We start from the raw sequence: 15,470 nt of genomic DNA, 5'->3' as shown, positions 1-15,470 counted from the left end.
CGTAGGCTGCGGCAATCCCCGATATTTGCCTCCCTCGGAAGCGCGAACCGATGGCACTGAGCGACCTTCTGAGACCCAAGATGGTTCCCGCGGCCGACACAGCCATCATCGCTGTTCGGCCGAGCACGATCGGTTCGATCATTCGTGCAGCTGGTGAAGTGTCGGCGATGGCAATTGTCGGCCAACTCACCCTTCTTGCTGCGATTCCGGTCTTGGCGCGGCTCTATTCGCCTGCGGATTTCGGCATCTTTACGATTTATCTGTCGATTGTGAACATACTCGCCGGGGTCGCAGCATTGCGCTTCGAGGCGTCACTCTATGGGGTTAAGGGGAGCGCCCAGGCCTATGTGACGGTCAAGCTTATCCTTTTGGCTGTGTTCGTGACCACCGTCCTGGCCTTTTCGGCCGGACAGATGCTGTCGAACCTTGCTCCCAACCGCCTCGGCTCGCTTGCCTGGCTCATTCCGATCGGAATGGGAGGCGCAGGTCTGGTCGAAGCCATGAACTGCTGGAGCCTGCGTGCCGGGCTTTTGCGCGACTTTGCCCTTGGGCGGCTGATCCTGCCGGCGAGCATGGCTGCACTGCAATTGGCTTTCGGCATCGCCAACCTCGGCGGCGAAGCGATGATCCATGCCCATATTTTGAGCCAGTTCGTCTTTATCGGGTATATCGGTTATCGGGTGACGAGCTGGGAGGATTTGCGCGGCATCGCCCGGGCACCTTGGCGTGCGGTGTTCGAAAAGGCCCGGCGGGAATACAAATTTCCTCTGTTCGATATCCCCGCAACACTCGCGAGCATAGCGATCAACAATCTTCCGGCAGTTCTTGTCGGTGGGCTGTTCGGCACCGCATTTGCCGGATATTTGGGCGTAGCAACGCGCCTGGTTACCGGTCCAGTGACGCTGATCGCTTCACCGCTCAGCAATGTTTTTGTCGCCGAAGCAAACCAGAACAACAATCGTGGACACCTGCTTGGCGTGGCACGCGGGCTTCTCCTGCTGGCTGCCGGCTTTACCGCGGTGCCGATATTGCTGCTTGGACTCGCCGCGCCCTATGTGGTCGTTCCGCTCCTGGGCGAGCCTTGGATGCCCACCGCGGAAATCATGACCGCACTGGCGCTGATGGGCGCGGCACAAGCGTTGTCGACTCCGCTTAGCGACGTTCCCGCTCTGCTACGTCGGCAAGGAACAAGACTGGTCATCGACCTCGCACGAGCAGTTCTCGTGTTTGGCCCGTTGCTCGCCGGCGCCCAGGCGGGCTGGCAGCCAGTCACCGTCATCTATTTCATGGCCGCCGGCGGCGCGTCGGGTTTCGCTCTGAAAATGGCAGCATCGCTGTATTTGTTGACCCACGACCCTCAACCAGCAGGCGCTGCAACGTGCATCCAACATGAATGTCTCGAGGAAAAAACACCATGAATTCGTCGTCGGTTGACAATCTTCAAGCGGCAGTTGCGGTCACCCAGCATGACCGTGCCAATGTCTCATGGTCACGCCCTTTTATCTCTGTCGGGATACCAACCTTTCGCCGGCCCGATACGATCCGCAGGGCGATCGACAGCGTCCTGGGTCAGGATTACTCCGATTGGGAGTTGGTCGTGAGCGACGACGAGGGACCGGAGGGCGAGACCTGGGCTATCGTGACCGACTATGCACGAAGCGAACCTCGCATCCGCATCATCGAGAACAGCCGAGGTCGCGGTCAGGTGGAGAACACCAACAACGCTATGCTGGCTTGCTCTGGACGGTGGATCAAGTTGCTGCACGACGATGACTGGCTTGCGCCAGGTGCACTCAGGACATTCGCCGAAGTTGCCAAACAGCACCCGTCGGTCGCCTTCATGACGTCTGCCGCAAACATAATCGAGGACAAGCGAGTGAGATTTCGCCAAGTCCCCAAGGAGCAGGAAGCGATCTCCCTTTATTCCAGCCAGCAGTGCCTGATGGACCTCTATCTGGTGCGCGCGACACGCTGCCTGGGGATCATTCCATCCACATTGCTGATCAACAGCGACGTCATTCGTGCCGGCTGCTTGATGCGCACGCACAAAGAGATTCCGGCCGGAGTGGATCAACTGTTCTTCGTCGATCTAGCCAGCCATGGGGACATGGTGGCGATAAGCGATCCGCTTACCTTTTATGATGCAACGAGCCATCCAAGCATTACCACGTCAAAGAGTTTCCGCGAGGTCGACGAAGTGACTCTCGCCGTCAAGCAGCTTAACTGGAATCTCATCAAAGACCGCAACCATCTCCCGCCTCCCGAGACATTGCTGCGGGCGCTGCGGGTTGCTCGTATTCCCATGCGGTTCCACCAGCAGTCCTGGTTGACTACGTTCCTGGATGGGATTCAGATCTTCCGGCCTTCCGTCATGAAGGTGGCGGGCTGGCACGTGCTTAATCACGTGTTTGCAATCCGCCCAAGATTGGGCCGGGTGCGCACGCGACGGCGGTAAGGTGAGGCTGGCCGACAAGCACATCAGCGACAGATTGCGCGCACAAGCCTGTTGTGCGCGCGCATGGTAAAGGCGTTTGCCTCACGGCAAAACGCATATGCGCCCAAGAAGAGCTACCAGTTCCGCCTGTCGCCGTGTTTCGGTCTTGGCGAACAGCGACGCCAGCTGCGACCTTATCGTGGTCCGGCTCAAGCGCCGCTTGCGGGCTATTTCCAAAGGGGCATCGCCCTGCGCCAAGCGCAGTGCGAGCTGCGTTTCGGCACTCGTCAGACCAAACATTCTTTGCAGCGTCTGGGGATTTGGCCCGGACCTGTTTTCACGATCCAGCAGCGCCACGATGCTTGTCGCGTCAGGCGTTGCTATGCCCTTCTCGTTCAATATCAGGGGCCTGTCGCCCATACCTCGGATCACCACCCATGAAAGCGTGCCAGGAGAAAAATTGCCCGGCACGTTTGCGATCAGCCGTCTCAGCGCAGCAAATACCTTGCTGGCCGTATCGGCTGCCTCGCCTTCGCGCTCCAAGGTGTTTTGAGCGGCTGAATTCCACTCCATGACCTTCCTGTCGCTGTTCAGGATCAGGTAGCCACAACCGATGCGATCAAGCATTCTCACAACAGATGCAAGGCTGCTCTGCCGTGGCTCGACAGCAACGCTGTCGAACCGTTGTGGTGCTTGATGCCAAGCGGAAGCATGCTCACCTTGCGTTCTCAAGGCGGAGACAGGCTTTCCCCCGAAACTTCCATATTGGCGACCAAGAATTCCATCATCTTGCCTACCAACCAGTGCCATTTTCTTACCTCCCGCAAAACGGCAACGCCTCCCAGTCAAAAGGAGGTGCCTTAAACATGTCAGTCAGGTCGCTTGGAGAGTAGCGGTCCGATCCGCCCCCGACATCGGACAAAATGCGCGCTACAATCCCGGGGAACAATCCTGCGGTCGGACTAGTCTGTACGCTTTTCGGTCTAATCTCGACGGACTAGTCAGAAGGTTATAGTCTGGCACATGCGTTTGCATTCGCTCAGTTTGCATCCGAACAGCTCAGGCAAGTTGCTGACCCGCCTTGCCTCGATGTCGCTCCTGATAGCGACACTTGCAGTCGAGACAGCGCTGCCGACCTCTGTGGCATACGACATCGGCTTTTTTGAGTTTGTTCCCGCCATTATTGCCATCTCATATCTCGAAGATCGCATGATCGCTCTTGCGGCAACATTTGTGATGGTTGCCGTCGGCTTGTTGACGCGGGATGTCCTGCACCATCCAATCGATGTCGGCCTTTGGGTTCAAGCCATTCTGCTGCTGGTTGCAGGGGGGATGATCGCCCTGACTTTCCACCGGCAGAGGCAGGACTACCGCACCCTTTTGCAGGTTGCGGAGGCTAGACTCGCGGCCTTGGAAGCAACCGAAAACAGGTATCGCTGGGCATTCGAACGTGCCGCCATTGGCTTTGCCAACATGAATGAGAACGGAGAGTTGCAACGGTCCAACAAGCGTCTTTGTGAGATGACAGGGTATGTCGAGGAGGAGCTTTCAAGTCTGCCGCTCAGCGCACTCGTCCACCCCGACGACAACCACACCTTGGCGGAAGCGTTGACTCGCCTGAAAGACACGACTTCGTTCGGCTCGGAGATCCGTCTCCTGAGAAGAGACGGCACGATTTTGTGGACAAGATTGGCCCTGTCTTTGGCCGTGCCAGCCGATGCTCTCCCTCAAAGCATTTTTGTAGTGGTGGACGACATATCGGGAGAGCGAACCGCCCGCGAGGCACTCCGGGCTCAGAAGGAATGGTTGGACCTGGCGCTATCGTCAAGCCGGTTGGGAACATGGCGCATAGATTTCGAGAGCGGGTCCGTGAAGGGCTCAGCCGCGTTCTGGGAAATGATGGGGCTGGCACCCGCGCCGAGCCGTCCATTGCAGGAATTGACTGCGGTCGTTCACCCGGCCGACTTGCCTAATCTGATGGCCCCGGGAGAGCTTGCATCAGGCGCCGACTATGACGCTGAGATCCGCATCAGGCGAACTGGCGGACATATCCGCTGGATTGCTCTTCGGGGACGGGACGAATTGCGCGACGGTCGTGCACAGCGAATAGGAGTCGCCGCGGATCTCACCGATCGGCGCATAACCATTCTGCTGCGGGCTGCGGCGAAGAAGCGAGAGCGGGCCATGCTTGAACAGCGCCATAGGCTCAACAATCTGTTTCCGGTGATCACGGCGCTTGTGAATATGGTTGGTGCCCCCGACAATGATATCGCCAGCTATAAGCAGACACTGATCGAAAAAATCGGCGCACTCCAGGCGACGCATCTGCTTCTTTCACGCGATGGCAGCCTGTCGGCTTCCCTGCGTGACCTCATCGTTCAGGAATTGCAGCCCTATATGGGGACGCATGACATTTCGATCAGTGGACCCGAAATAAAAATGGCTGAGGGTTCGGCTGAGAGCTTCGCAATGATCGTTCACGAGCTTACGACCAATTCCGTGAAGCATGGGGCTCTCGGCACTCCGGCAGGACGGATCAAGGTCGTGTGGCAATTCGTGGCCCAGGAGCCCGGCGCCGACATAGTGTTTGAATGGTCGGAATCGGGAGAGCGCCGGGTCTCCACCTCGGCTCGGCGTGGTTTTGGGTCGTTGATTATCGGAGCCGGCGGTGAGCCTATCGTGGGCCACTCTTCCAAGCTTGAGATGCTGGATCACGGACTGAAATATTCGGTCCGGCTGCCGCCAAAAGCAATCGGCGCTAGTTGATGTCCCTGGCGGCCCATGTCTTCAGCAAAACCGCGGCTTCCGTCCGATTTCGTGCCCCAAGTTCGCGCAGGACGGCAGCCGCATGAATCTTCGTCGTCGCTTCTGCAATTTCAAGAGAGCGGGCAATCTCTTTGTTCGAGTAACCTTCAGCCATCAACCTGAGGACTTCCTTCTGTCTGGACGTAAGCCTGCCCAGATTGTTGACGCTGATGGTCCTGTGGGGCATTTGCGTGGGAGCCTCGGATGGAAGGCGCACCGACTCCTTGGACCTTTGTGAAAGAAGTGCCGGAACGTAAATGCGGCCAGCCAGGATTTCGTTCACCGCCAGGACCACCTCCTCGTCCGTTTGGGACTTTACGATATAGCCATGAAGTCCAATCGAGAGGGCAGTTAGAATCTCGGCGCGTGAATCGGTCCCTGAGACAATTGCAAACCGTGTGTCGGGATGAGCCGGTAAGACGTCGCGAAGGTCGTCCTGACCGGACAGTCCCGGCATGTTCAGGTCGATGATGGCGAGATCAACAGGCGCCTGATCTTCAAGCAGGCTTATGACGGTATCAAAACACGCCGCTTCGAATATTTCCAAGTCTGGAATGCCGGCCATCAAAGCCAGTCGCAGCCCACGACGATACAAGCCGTGATCATCGGCGATGATAATACGATACATGAACCACCCACCTTTTGGCAGCCCGCATGTGTCCCTAGCTGCCGAAACCTCCCTTTGGATGGACTGTGCGGTGACCCAACACAGATCAGCCGCCCGCTGATCCCCCGTATGTCGACGCTCGCCGCCGCCCATCGGCACATTTCAACCTTCTAATATAGCTTACAATCGCACACATTTCAGGGCCAGATGTTGAAGTGTTTTTTTCGTACGAACGGTAGCGATGCCCTTCCGAGCAGGTCGTTGCCGGCGCCGGACATGTGAACAGTTCCCAGCTCTGATCGTCCTGCCGCGCCCATGCCCTGCCAACTGGAATATTGAATCAAAAGGCCGGGAAAGTGCCATTCAAATGCACGACGACGCCTTCTCAAGCGCCACTTACCATCGCTGCACTCCGGAGAGGCAAAACCAACACTGGCGTACCTTCCGGCCGGGTGGGTTGGACCCATCACACCGCGACAGTCGTATCAATAGGAGGACGAGATGAAAGCGGTCATTCAGTGCGGTGGAATGGGAACACGCCTTCGGCCTTTCACATCCATATTGCCCAAGCCTCTCATGCCGATCGGTGCTCGACCGGTTCTTGAATTGCTTTTGAAGTGGCTGCGGCGGAACGGCATTCAGGAAGTCTACGTCACGACCGGCTATCTGGGGCACTTGATCCGCACCGTATGCGGGGACGGATCCCAGTGGAATCTAAGGATACGCTACACCCAGGAACTGGAACCTCTCGGCACCATTGGCCCGCTCTCCCTGATCAGGGAGGAACTGGACGAGCCGTTCATTGTTCTCAATGGGGACGTACTTACCGATCTCAGTCTCAGCCGGTTTGTGGCATCACACCGCACACACACGGATCCAGTCACCATAGCCACCGCATCCCGCGTCATCAAGATGGACTTCGGCGTCATCGACGAGGTCGACAATACCGTTCAAGTATTTCGTGAAAAACCGACGCTATCCCATCTGGTAAGTATGGGGATATATTGTATGAATCCAGACGTTTTTCGTTTTATACCTGACGGCATCGCCTTTGGATTCGACGACCTCATGCTGCAGATGATGCAAAACGGCACGAATGTGCACGTCTACAAACATGACGGGCTTTGGCTGGATATCGGACGCGTTGAAGATTTTCAAAACGCACAAACCATTGCCTGGGAAGAGCAGTCCGCATCGATCGAGGTCTCGGCAGCGGCCGCTTGAGGGCTGAACGCTCGACCACGCCAACATGAGGAGGTCGTAATGCTCTTGGTCAGCGCTCCTATTCTTGGCTTTCCGGAAAAGGCGGCCTTGGCCAAAGTTGTCGACAGTGGCTGGCTGACGATGGGGGACCAGGTACGAGCCTTTGAAGAGGCCTTCGCGGCCGTGCATGATGCGGTCGATTGCGTTGCCGTCAGCTCTTGCACCGCCGCCCTGCATCTCATTCTCCATGCACTTGGGATCGGTCCCGGAGACGAAGTTCTGGTTCCCTCGCTGACCTTCGTGGCGACCGCGAATGCAGTGCTCTACGTAGGAGCAACACCGGTATTCGTCGACATAGAGTCGGCCGAAGTGCCACTGATGTCCCTAAGCGACGCGGAAGCCAAGTGCACCGGACGCACCAAGGCCGTCATTCTCGTCCACTTTGCCGGCTACCTCGCCGACCGGGAAGAATGGCAGAGATTTGCCCGTGTGCGAGGACTGCATATCGTCGAGGATGCCGCGCATGCTCCCGGCCTTAAGGAGGTGGGGACTTACGGTGCGGCCGCGGCCTTTAGCTTCTACGGCAACAAGAACATGACCACCGCGGAAGGTGGGGCCGTAATCGCCCGGGATGCACAGCTCCGTGAAGCGATCCGCCAGGCTCGCGGACATGGGATGACCAGCGGCACACATCAGCGGCTGAACAGCCGCACGCCGCAATACGATGTGACGATGCTCGGGTTCAATTACCGCATGGATGAATTGCGCGCCGCTATTGGCTTGGTCCAGCTTCAGAACCTGCAGGAATGGAATGAAATCCGGCGCATATTGGTCGTCCTCTATCGACGTCTGATCGCAGACTATTGCTCGGCTGTGACAGTTCCGTTCTGCAAACCGCGGACCTCGGCCTATCACATCATGCCTGTCCTCCTGCCACATGACGTCGACCGGCAAACGGTGATCGACCATCTGCGAACGAAGGGAATACAGACCACAATCCACTATACGCCCGTGCACCAGATGACGCTCTATCGCCAAATGTTCACTGAAATCCATCTGCCGAAGACCGAGGATTTCGCGCAGCGGGAGTTGACGATTCCACTACACCCGCAAATTACGGCAAGTGCGATCGAGTCGGTGGTTGTTGCGTTGGCCACCGCGATTGAAAGCAGCGGGCGCGCGGGAGCCGCGGCATGAACGCACTCGACGTGACGATGCATCGGCCCGCCGTAGCTGGCACCAGCCACGGAATTGCCAGGCGCGCGATGGATATCATCCTCGCCGCAGCAGCGGGAATGGCACTCGCTCCGCTGATGCTACTGATTGCTGTTGCACTCTTTGTCGAGGGTGGTTGGCCCGTGCTTTTCGCACAGACGCGCCTGGGTGCCGGCGCAAAACCGTTTCGCATGTACAAGTTCCGCAAATTCAAGACAACAGCCGATCCTTTCGGCCTTGCGCTGACCATGAACGATGACAGCCGGATGACGCGGTTAGGCCGTTTTCTCGCGGCAACGAAACTTGATGAGTTGCCGCAACTGTGGAACGTTTTTACGGGAGACATGGCAATTGTCGGCCCGCGGCCGGAAAGCCTTGCCTTCGCCGATTGTTTCCGCGGCGGCAATGAAGCCGTCCTGCAGTGGAAGCCCGGCCTGCTCGGCCCGACCCAGGTTCTCTTCCGTCACGAAGCCTGTTTTTACCCGCCATCCCTTGATCCGCTCCTGTTTTATCGAGAGGTCCTGTTCCCGGCCAAGGCAACGATCGACCTCGCCTACTATCCGCGGCGCACGATTGCATCGGACCTCGTCTGGATAATGCGAGGCTTCAGGGCGGTTTTCGGCGTGTCCCTGCCTCCCGCGGCAAGTGGGTAGAGTTGGAAAGTGAGGAGAGTTTGGCATGAATGGATTGTTGTTCGTTCGCCAGTTTGACAGCTCACACGATCAAAGGAGTGCGCAGTCGTGAGCTATCACGGCAGGAAGGTCCTGGTCACGGGTGCGGATGGATTTATCGGATCCCACCTCACGGAAGCGCTGGTGCACGAAGGCGCCGATGTCACGGCACTGGCCCTCTACAACTCGTTCGACAGCCATGGCTGGCTGGACGATTTACCCGACCACGTTCGAGGCCAGCTGCAATGCATTCGCGGGGATGTTCGTGACAGCGCGTTCATCAACCGGATCGTGCGCGGCCAGGCGGCGGTGTTTCACCTGGCTGCGCTGATTGCGATTCCCTACTCCTACGCGGCTGCCCAATCCTATGTGGAAACCAATGTGCTGGGCACCGTGAATGTCCTCGAAGCGGCACGCCACTGGGAAACCGAACGCATTGTGCATACGTCCACGAGCGAGGTTTATGGCACCGCTCTGACCATGCCGATCGACGAATCCCACCCACTGCAGGGACAGTCCCCCTACTCTGCATCCAAGATCGGCGCAGACATGATGGCGGCGTCCTATGCCAGGTCCTTCGATGTGCCGGTGGTCATCCTGCGACCGTTCAATACATACGGGCCGCGCCAGAGCGAGCGGGCCATCGTGCCGACCATCATAAGGCAGGCTCTGGACGAGAACTGTCCGGCGATCATGGTCGGCGACACCAGCCCAATCCGCGACCTTACCTTTGTGGAGGACACTGCGGCGGCATTTGTGGCGGCAGGGGCGGCCGAGCTTGAATTTGGCCATGCCTACAATGCAGGCAGCCAGCGCGCCGTCAGTGTCTCGGACGTTTTGGAGTTGGTGCTCGAGTTGAGTGGCACCAGGAAACCAGTTCGTCGAGATGAAAGCCGGATGCGGCCGCAAAACTCCGAGGTTCGCGCGTTGCTCGCCGATTCCTCGAACCTTGAAAGTAAAGTCGGATGGCGGGCACATACGAGCTTGCGTGATGGTCTGGAAAAGACCATCGAGTGGTGGCGCTCGCGCCTCAGCGAAGGCCGCGTCCGACGCGAAATGAGCTACATGACATGACCTTTCCGCGGCTCATACCAGCTTTGCTGTTGATGGCCGCGCTGCTGGCGCTGCACACAGCCGGAAACCGGCCGAGCGGTGCGGCAGGCACGGAGCCGGCAATGGATCTGCCCGCTTATCTGAAACCTGCAACTGATCCGGCGACAGGGATCCGCTTTACTCGGATCACTCAGCCCGGAGCGCTTGGCAGCGGAATTGTCTGCGGCAAAATATATTGCAGTCATCGCTACTCGAGCGCGCAAGCCTGGAATGCGGATCAGAGCCTCCTCGTCCTCATGAACGGCTGCAACGGCATGTGTTTCCTCGACGGGAAAACCTACCTCCCTTTGTTTCATCGCAACAAGTCGGGTGAGTGCGAATGGCGCCCTCGAAACGCGGAGATGATGATCTGTGTCGATGGTCAAAAGATATCGACTTGGGCGCCCCGCACCAATCGTGAGGACATAGTGTATGCCGCAACGAAATATCGGGATCTCGAATTCGGCCCGTCCAAGGGAAATCCTAGTCGTGACGGCAACCGCATTGCCGTACGCGCGACCCGCAATGATGGAGCTGCTGTCGTCTTCGCATACGACATCGACCGGCGTCTGAAATACCCGGACATCGATCTCGCCCAGGTTGCCGGAACGACCAGTTCCTGCACCATTTCTCCGCTCGGAGAGAACATCCTGTGTTTCCAAAATCTGGTCGACGGCACCGAACAGCGAGCCATTTTCGCAGTCGACGGCACCCTGCGCCAAACGTGGAAGGATCATCATCGGCCCGGCCATGGCGATTTGACTCTCGATGCGGATGGCAGCGAAATTTACGTCGGAACCAGCAAATCCGCTCCGGACAAATATCAGGTGATCAAGCGTCGGCTGTCCGATGGAAAGGTCACGTCGCTCACGAAGTACGGTGAGGCCGAGCATACGTCGCTGCGTGCTTTGGACAGGCCCGAATGGGCATTTATAAGTTACGGGGGCAATCCCGATGAGGTTCGGAGCCACCCGGACTGGGCGCCATACACGCGCGAAGTGATCGCGCTGCGTGTCGACGGTCGTCAGGAGGTCCGACGCATCGTGCAGACGCGAAACGCTCCGTTCGACTATTGGAGCGAGACACATGCCTCACCCTCCCCTGATGGGTCGCAAGTGATCTGGTCGAGCAATTGGGGGGTGCCTGGTGGGCCGGTCTACGAATTCGTCGCCCATCTCGATTGGCCGCAGCAGCCGGGCCTGAATTAAAGGGAGATTGCCATCGATGGCCTTCGTTAGCCGAATTCTCTTTGCAGCCCTTGCCGGCTGCCTGGCCCTGGATATCGCAGCCGCGGCTGAAGCGCCGGTGGCCTATAAGCTGTCGCCCGGCGATACGGTGGAGATAGGAATAGCCTCCATAGCGGAGCGAACGCAACGCGCGATCGTCCAGATGGATGGCTCGATCGCGCTGCCCGAGTTCGGGATGATCCCGGTTGGCGGGCTGACGCCGGCCGAATTGCAGACGCGCATGGAGGCGGTGCTGCCAACCAAGATAGTCCATCAGCGCCTGCCTGATGGACGGGAGCAAATGATCGTCATCAAGCCGAGCGACGTCACGGCCGTGATCGCGGAGTACCGTCCGATCTATGTGACTGGCGATGTGCTGACACCAGGGCAGCAGACTTACCGGCCACTCATGACTGTCCGACAGGCAATTGCCGTCGCCGGCGGTTTTAGTCTCCTGCGGTCTCGGGCAAGCCAAAGCGGACCTGATCCCGTTGATCTGCGACGCGACTACGAGTCGATCTGGGGGGACTACATCAGAGACTACTTTCATGGCGCGCGCATCCGCGCCGAACTTCAGAACCAGGCAGAATTTGACATGCAACCGCCGCAAGGCTCGCCCCTGTCGAATGCATTGATATCGGCGGTCGCGCAGGCGGAAGCGGAGGGCCTCAAGATTTCGCTGAACAATTTTCAGCAGGAGCAAAGCTATCTCGACAAGACCGCCAAGGATGCCGAGGCTCAGGTCGAAGTTCTGCTCAAGCGCGAGCAGACGGAAGCGGCCGCGGTGAAACAGGATGAGGACGATCTTGCGCGGGTCACCAAATCGTTCGAATCGGGCAACCTGACCAACAGCAGACTTGCCGACGTCAGACGTGCCGTGCTGATGTCGTCGAGCCGGGCGCTCGAGACCTCGGTCGAACTGATGAGAACGCGGCGCCAGCAGGAAGACTCCGTCAGGCAGCAGGAACGCAATGAAAATCAAAGAAGGATCGGCCTTCTGAACGAATTGAGGGACACCGACCTTCGCCTCGCCGAGACCACTGCAAGGCTCCACGCAGCCAGCCAGAAGCTTCAGCCATCAGGGGCGTCCGCGCTTCCACTGCCCGTCGCCGGCGAAACCTTTCAGGCGCGGATCACAATAACCGGCGGGGCCGGCGACGCGTCGAGAGGTCGACCGGTCGACCAGGACACCGAGGTTGCGCCTGGAGACACCATCGAGGTGAGGTTCAGCAGCGAACTGCAGAGCGCGGCGATCCAGTAGTTGCGCGGACGTGAACCGAGCCGGGAACGACGTTGCTGATGGCTCGCCCACGGCATGAAGACCGGGCGCCTGAGAAATCAACATGGGGAATCAAGAAAGCGGGTTTGCCGTGATTGGTGAAATAGATGTCGCCAGCGCCTACAGCACCGGCCGCACCGACTTCATGGGGCTGAAGTTGGTTGTCGCGCCCGGCGTGCTAGTCCCTCGCCCGGAGACGGAACTGCTCGGCAGCACCGCCCTCAATGTCCTTCGCGAACTTAAAAGGCCGGTACCGCGTGTCGTGGACATGTGCTGCGGGGCGGGCAATCTCGCCTGCGCCATTGGATACAAGGTCCCCACCGCGCGCGTCTGGGCGAGCGATCTTACTGACAGCTGCGTCGAAACCACCTGCCGGAACGTTGCCCATCTTGGCCTGGCCGGACGTATTTCGGTGCTACAGGGCGACCTCTTCAATTCCTTCTCGGGTCTGGAGCTCGAAGGTACGATCGATCTGGTCGTCTGCAACCCGCCTTACATCTCGGAGAAGCGGCTCGAAAACGACCGCGCGCATCTGATGGAACTTGAACCCCGTGAGGCGTTCGCTGCCGGGCCTTACGGCCTGAGCATTCATATGCGGGTGATCAAGGAGGCGCAGCACTATCTGCGGCAAGGTGGCATGCTGCTTTTCGAGGTCGGGCTTGGCCAGGACCGGCAGGTCATGAGTTTGGTTGAGCGTTCCAAAGCCTATGAGAGCATTCGCACGGTTGCGAACAAAGCCGGTGAAGCCAGGGTGGTTTGTGCACGGGCCAAAGCGTCAGCGTGAGCCGCGCCATGGGTTTGCGCGCTCGGTTGGGACGACGCCCTCAAGCCGTAGCCCGGCGATCAGTTTTCCTTGCTGACCACGTAACGTGCAATTCCCTGGATGGAATCGAAATTCTCCGGCAGAAGTTCACTGTCCTCGACAGTGATGCCGAATGTCTCCTCGACGAAGCCGATAACTTCAAGCACTCCAGTCGAGTCTATGATGCCCTGGTCGAGCAACGACGTTTCAACTTCCAGCGCACGCGGGTCGGCTACGTAGAAGTTTGACGCCAGAAAGGCGCGGATTTGATCGCTGTAGGTGTCAATTCTGTTGTTCGTGCTCAGCATTGAATTGGCCTCCGAGCCAAATAATTTCCGTAAATTGCTTTATGACAGCGCCATTTTCTTGAGCTTGCCCGTGTCCGTCATCGGCAGACTGGACACAATTTGGATGGACTTCGGAATCATGAAGTTTTCCAATCGCTTCTGACATTCCATCCGCAGCTGCTTTTCGCCCATGATCGTTCCTTGCTCCATGACGACAAACGCTTTCACTGCTTGCCCCAGCAGGTCGTCAGGTACTCCGACAACCGCGGCTTCCCGTACTCCCGGGATTTCCATCAGCACGTTTTCGACTTCCCTAGGCGCCACCTTTTCTCCCCGCGATTTTATGATCTCATCGCTGCGGCCGACAAAATAGAGGTAGCCTTCCTCGTCCATTCGGCAGTAGTCGCCGGTGTACAGAACCTGCTCGCCGGGCAAAGGACCTGGCTTGAGCTTCTTCGCGGTAGCCTCCGGCTTACCCCAGTAGCCCTTCATGACCGTTGCCCCGCGGATGACCAACTGGCCGACGACATTGGGACCAACCCTTCGGTCATCCTCATCGACAATCCACATTTCGGTGTTCGGGATGGCGATCCCCACGCTCAACGGTTTTCGGGCAAGATCGTCCGGCGGAAGATAGGTGCAGCGTTTGCATTCGGTCAGGCCGTACATCGAATAGATGCGGGCGGCGGCAAACAGTTCCTGGAGCAGGCGAATGTGCTTAAGCGGCAGGGCTGCCGCCGTATTCGTGACATACCTTATGCTTGCAAAATCATTTGCCTTCAGCGTCCTGAGATCCGACAGCGCGGCAAAGATGGTCGGCACGCCGGGAAAGCCTGTAACTCTCTCCCTTTCGATGATCGCAAGTATCTGTGCGGGGAAGGCAAACGAGCGCTCGAGGACCAACCGCGCCCCGGTACGGAATGCCATTATCATCTGGTAGAGGCCGTAGTCGAAGGCCAGGGGCAAGACATTGAGGATCACGTCGTCTTCGCCAAGCTCAAGGTACGAGGCGATAGACGTGCAGGCTGTCATCATGTTCCTGTGTGTCAGCATCACGCCTTTGGGTTCGCCGGTCGAGCCCGACGTGTAGATGATGGCTGCGAGATCGATATCGATGCGGCGGCGGGCCGGCGCTTTGCCGTGGCCGGCAGCCGCCTCATCCCAGCGCACGGCATGCGGCAATCCCCGGAGCTCGGCGTCGTCCACCTGACCGGAGACGATGAGCCGCCGCAGCGACGGACAGTTACGCGCCGGCTCAGCAAAGACCGGCTGCAAATGTTTGTCGGTGATCAATGCTGCCGGAAGGCAATCGTTGAGCAAATACCCCAGCTTGTCGCTCTTGGTGAGCGGATTGACGACGCACACAACGGCGCTCGCCTTGAGAACCGCCCAGAAGCTGACCACGGTCTCGACGGTGTTGTCGGCGAAGATCATAACGCGGTCACCGGGAGCGACCCCGGACGTGACGAGATGACGGGCGACCGCGCTGGAGCGTGTCTCAAGCTCGTCATAGGTGAGCCGGTGCTCGCCGCACACCAGCGCTATCTTGTCGCCGAGCCGTTCGGCCGAATGGCTGAGGTAATCGTCCAGCAGAGGTACGGCGCCATGCATCATACCAGCACCTCTTCCCTGTGCAGGTGATCGACGTCTATCCTGAGGTCGACCGCATGCGCGCTCGATGGGCGGCTTGCGACAAACTGCTGATGGAGGAGCTGCGTCGACAGCACGCCGACCAATGCCATGTTGTCCGAGTTGGACAGATCCCCATCGCCGGTCTTGGCAGCGCATTTGTCCAGCAGGCGCGCGACCGAGTTCGGATCAAAGACATTCGCCGCGCGCAGAGCAGTCT

The 15,470-nt window shown here is 58.6% G+C and carries 14 protein-coding genes and 1 pseudogene; 10 read left to right on the top strand and 5 right to left on the bottom strand.

Annotation, left to right across the window (positions count from 1 at the left end; translation table 11 throughout):
* The first annotated feature begins 50 nt into the window (after positions 1 to 50).
* Together EN949_RS11745 and EN949_RS11740 are read left to right on the top strand one after the other, a co-directional pair.
* On the top strand, positions 51 to 1,418 hold the full coding sequence (locus EN949_RS11745) for a lipopolysaccharide biosynthesis protein (protein ID WP_127366182.1): 1,368 nt from the start codon (positions 51 to 53) through the stop codon (positions 1,416 to 1,418).
* Entirely contained in the window at positions 1,415 to 2,455 is a 1,041-nt protein-coding gene (locus EN949_RS11740; protein WP_127366183.1) for a glycosyltransferase family 2 protein, read from the top strand. The genes EN949_RS11745 and EN949_RS11740 overlap by 4 nt, the downstream gene beginning before the upstream one ends.
* Before the next feature lie 81 nt (positions 2,456 to 2,536).
* Here the strand turns inward: EN949_RS11740 and EN949_RS11735 are convergent, their stop codons facing one another.
* On the bottom strand, positions 2,537 to 3,244 hold the full coding sequence (locus EN949_RS11735; RefSeq protein ID WP_013533112.1) for a helix-turn-helix transcriptional regulator: 708 nt from the start codon (positions 3,242 to 3,244) through the stop codon (positions 2,537 to 2,539).
* Between the two features lie 213 nt (positions 3,245 to 3,457).
* Here EN949_RS11735 and EN949_RS11730 point away from each other — a divergent pair, with 213 nt between their 5' ends.
* Entirely contained in the window at positions 3,458 to 5,200 is a 1,743-nt protein-coding gene (locus EN949_RS11730; RefSeq protein ID WP_127366184.1) for a PAS domain-containing protein, read from the top strand.
* Here EN949_RS11730 and EN949_RS11725 read toward each other — a convergent pair.
* A complete protein-coding gene (locus EN949_RS11725) occupies positions 5,193 to 5,867 on the bottom strand; it encodes a response regulator transcription factor (RefSeq protein ID WP_013533114.1) in 675 nt (224 codons plus the stop codon). The genes EN949_RS11730 and EN949_RS11725 overlap by 8 nt on opposite strands.
* Before the next feature lie 480 nt (positions 5,868 to 6,347).
* Between EN949_RS11725 and EN949_RS11720 the strand changes: the two genes are divergently transcribed.
* The 7 genes from EN949_RS11720 to EN949_RS11690 all read left to right on the top strand — a co-directional run bounded on the left by EN949_RS11720 (position 6,348) and on the right by EN949_RS11690 (position 13,316).
* Entirely contained in the window at positions 6,348 to 7,070 is a 723-nt protein-coding gene (locus tag EN949_RS11720) for a sugar phosphate nucleotidyltransferase (protein ID WP_013533115.1), read from the top strand.
* A gap of 39 nt (positions 7,071 to 7,109) precedes the next feature.
* Positions 7,110 to 8,246: a DegT/DnrJ/EryC1/StrS aminotransferase family protein gene (locus EN949_RS11715; RefSeq protein ID WP_013533116.1), complete on the top strand. Its 1,137-nt coding sequence runs from the start codon at positions 7,110 to 7,112 to the stop codon at positions 8,244 to 8,246.
* The gene (locus EN949_RS11710; RefSeq protein WP_027163966.1) at positions 8,243 to 8,917 is read left to right on the top strand and encodes a sugar transferase; all 675 of its coding nucleotides are present in this window, start codon (positions 8,243 to 8,245) and stop codon (positions 8,915 to 8,917) included. Before EN949_RS11715 ends, EN949_RS11710 begins: the two co-directional genes overlap by 4 nt.
* An 87-nt stretch (positions 8,918 to 9,004) precedes the next feature.
* Entirely contained in the window at positions 9,005 to 10,009 is a 1,005-nt protein-coding gene (locus EN949_RS11705; protein ID WP_024502427.1) for an SDR family NAD(P)-dependent oxidoreductase, read from the top strand.
* Positions 10,006 to 11,235, top strand: coding sequence for a hypothetical protein (locus EN949_RS11700; protein ID WP_027163967.1), 1,230 nt, complete (start codon positions 10,006 to 10,008; stop codon positions 11,233 to 11,235). Before EN949_RS11705 ends, EN949_RS11700 begins: the two co-directional genes overlap by 4 nt.
* A 16-nt stretch (positions 11,236 to 11,251) precedes the next feature.
* Positions 11,252 to 12,514, top strand: coding sequence for a polysaccharide biosynthesis/export family protein (locus EN949_RS11695; RefSeq protein WP_013533120.1), 1,263 nt, complete (start codon positions 11,252 to 11,254; stop codon positions 12,512 to 12,514).
* Between the two features lie 109 nt (positions 12,515 to 12,623).
* Complete coding sequence (locus tag EN949_RS11690) at positions 12,624 to 13,316, top strand: class I SAM-dependent methyltransferase (RefSeq protein ID WP_032898951.1); 693 nt, start codon at positions 12,624 to 12,626, stop codon at positions 13,314 to 13,316.
* Positions 13,317 to 13,375: 59 nt separating this feature from the next.
* Here the strand turns inward: EN949_RS11690 and EN949_RS11685 are convergent, their stop codons facing one another.
* The 3 genes and pseudogenes from EN949_RS11685 to EN949_RS11675 all read right to left on the bottom strand — a co-directional run.
* On the bottom strand, positions 13,376 to 13,642 hold the full coding sequence (locus EN949_RS11685) for an acyl carrier protein (RefSeq protein WP_013533122.1): 267 nt from the start codon (positions 13,640 to 13,642) through the stop codon (positions 13,376 to 13,378).
* Positions 13,643 to 13,681: 39 nt separating this feature from the next.
* Positions 13,682 to 15,235, bottom strand: coding sequence for a class I adenylate-forming enzyme family protein (locus EN949_RS11680; protein WP_164767669.1), 1,554 nt, complete (start codon positions 15,233 to 15,235; stop codon positions 13,682 to 13,684).
* Positions 15,232 to 15,470, bottom strand: a pseudogene (locus EN949_RS11675) (asparagine synthetase B); the annotation flags it as partial. The pseudogene EN949_RS11675 and the gene EN949_RS11680, both read right to left, overlap by 4 nt.

This window comes from Mesorhizobium sp. M7A.F.Ca.US.007.01.2.1 (assembly GCF_003998165.1).
GTDB lineage: Bacteria > Pseudomonadota > Alphaproteobacteria > Rhizobiales > Rhizobiaceae > Mesorhizobium > Mesorhizobium ciceri.
The sequence above is the reverse complement of the archived record's forward strand: the minus strand, read 5'-3'. Positions and strand labels throughout refer to the sequence as shown.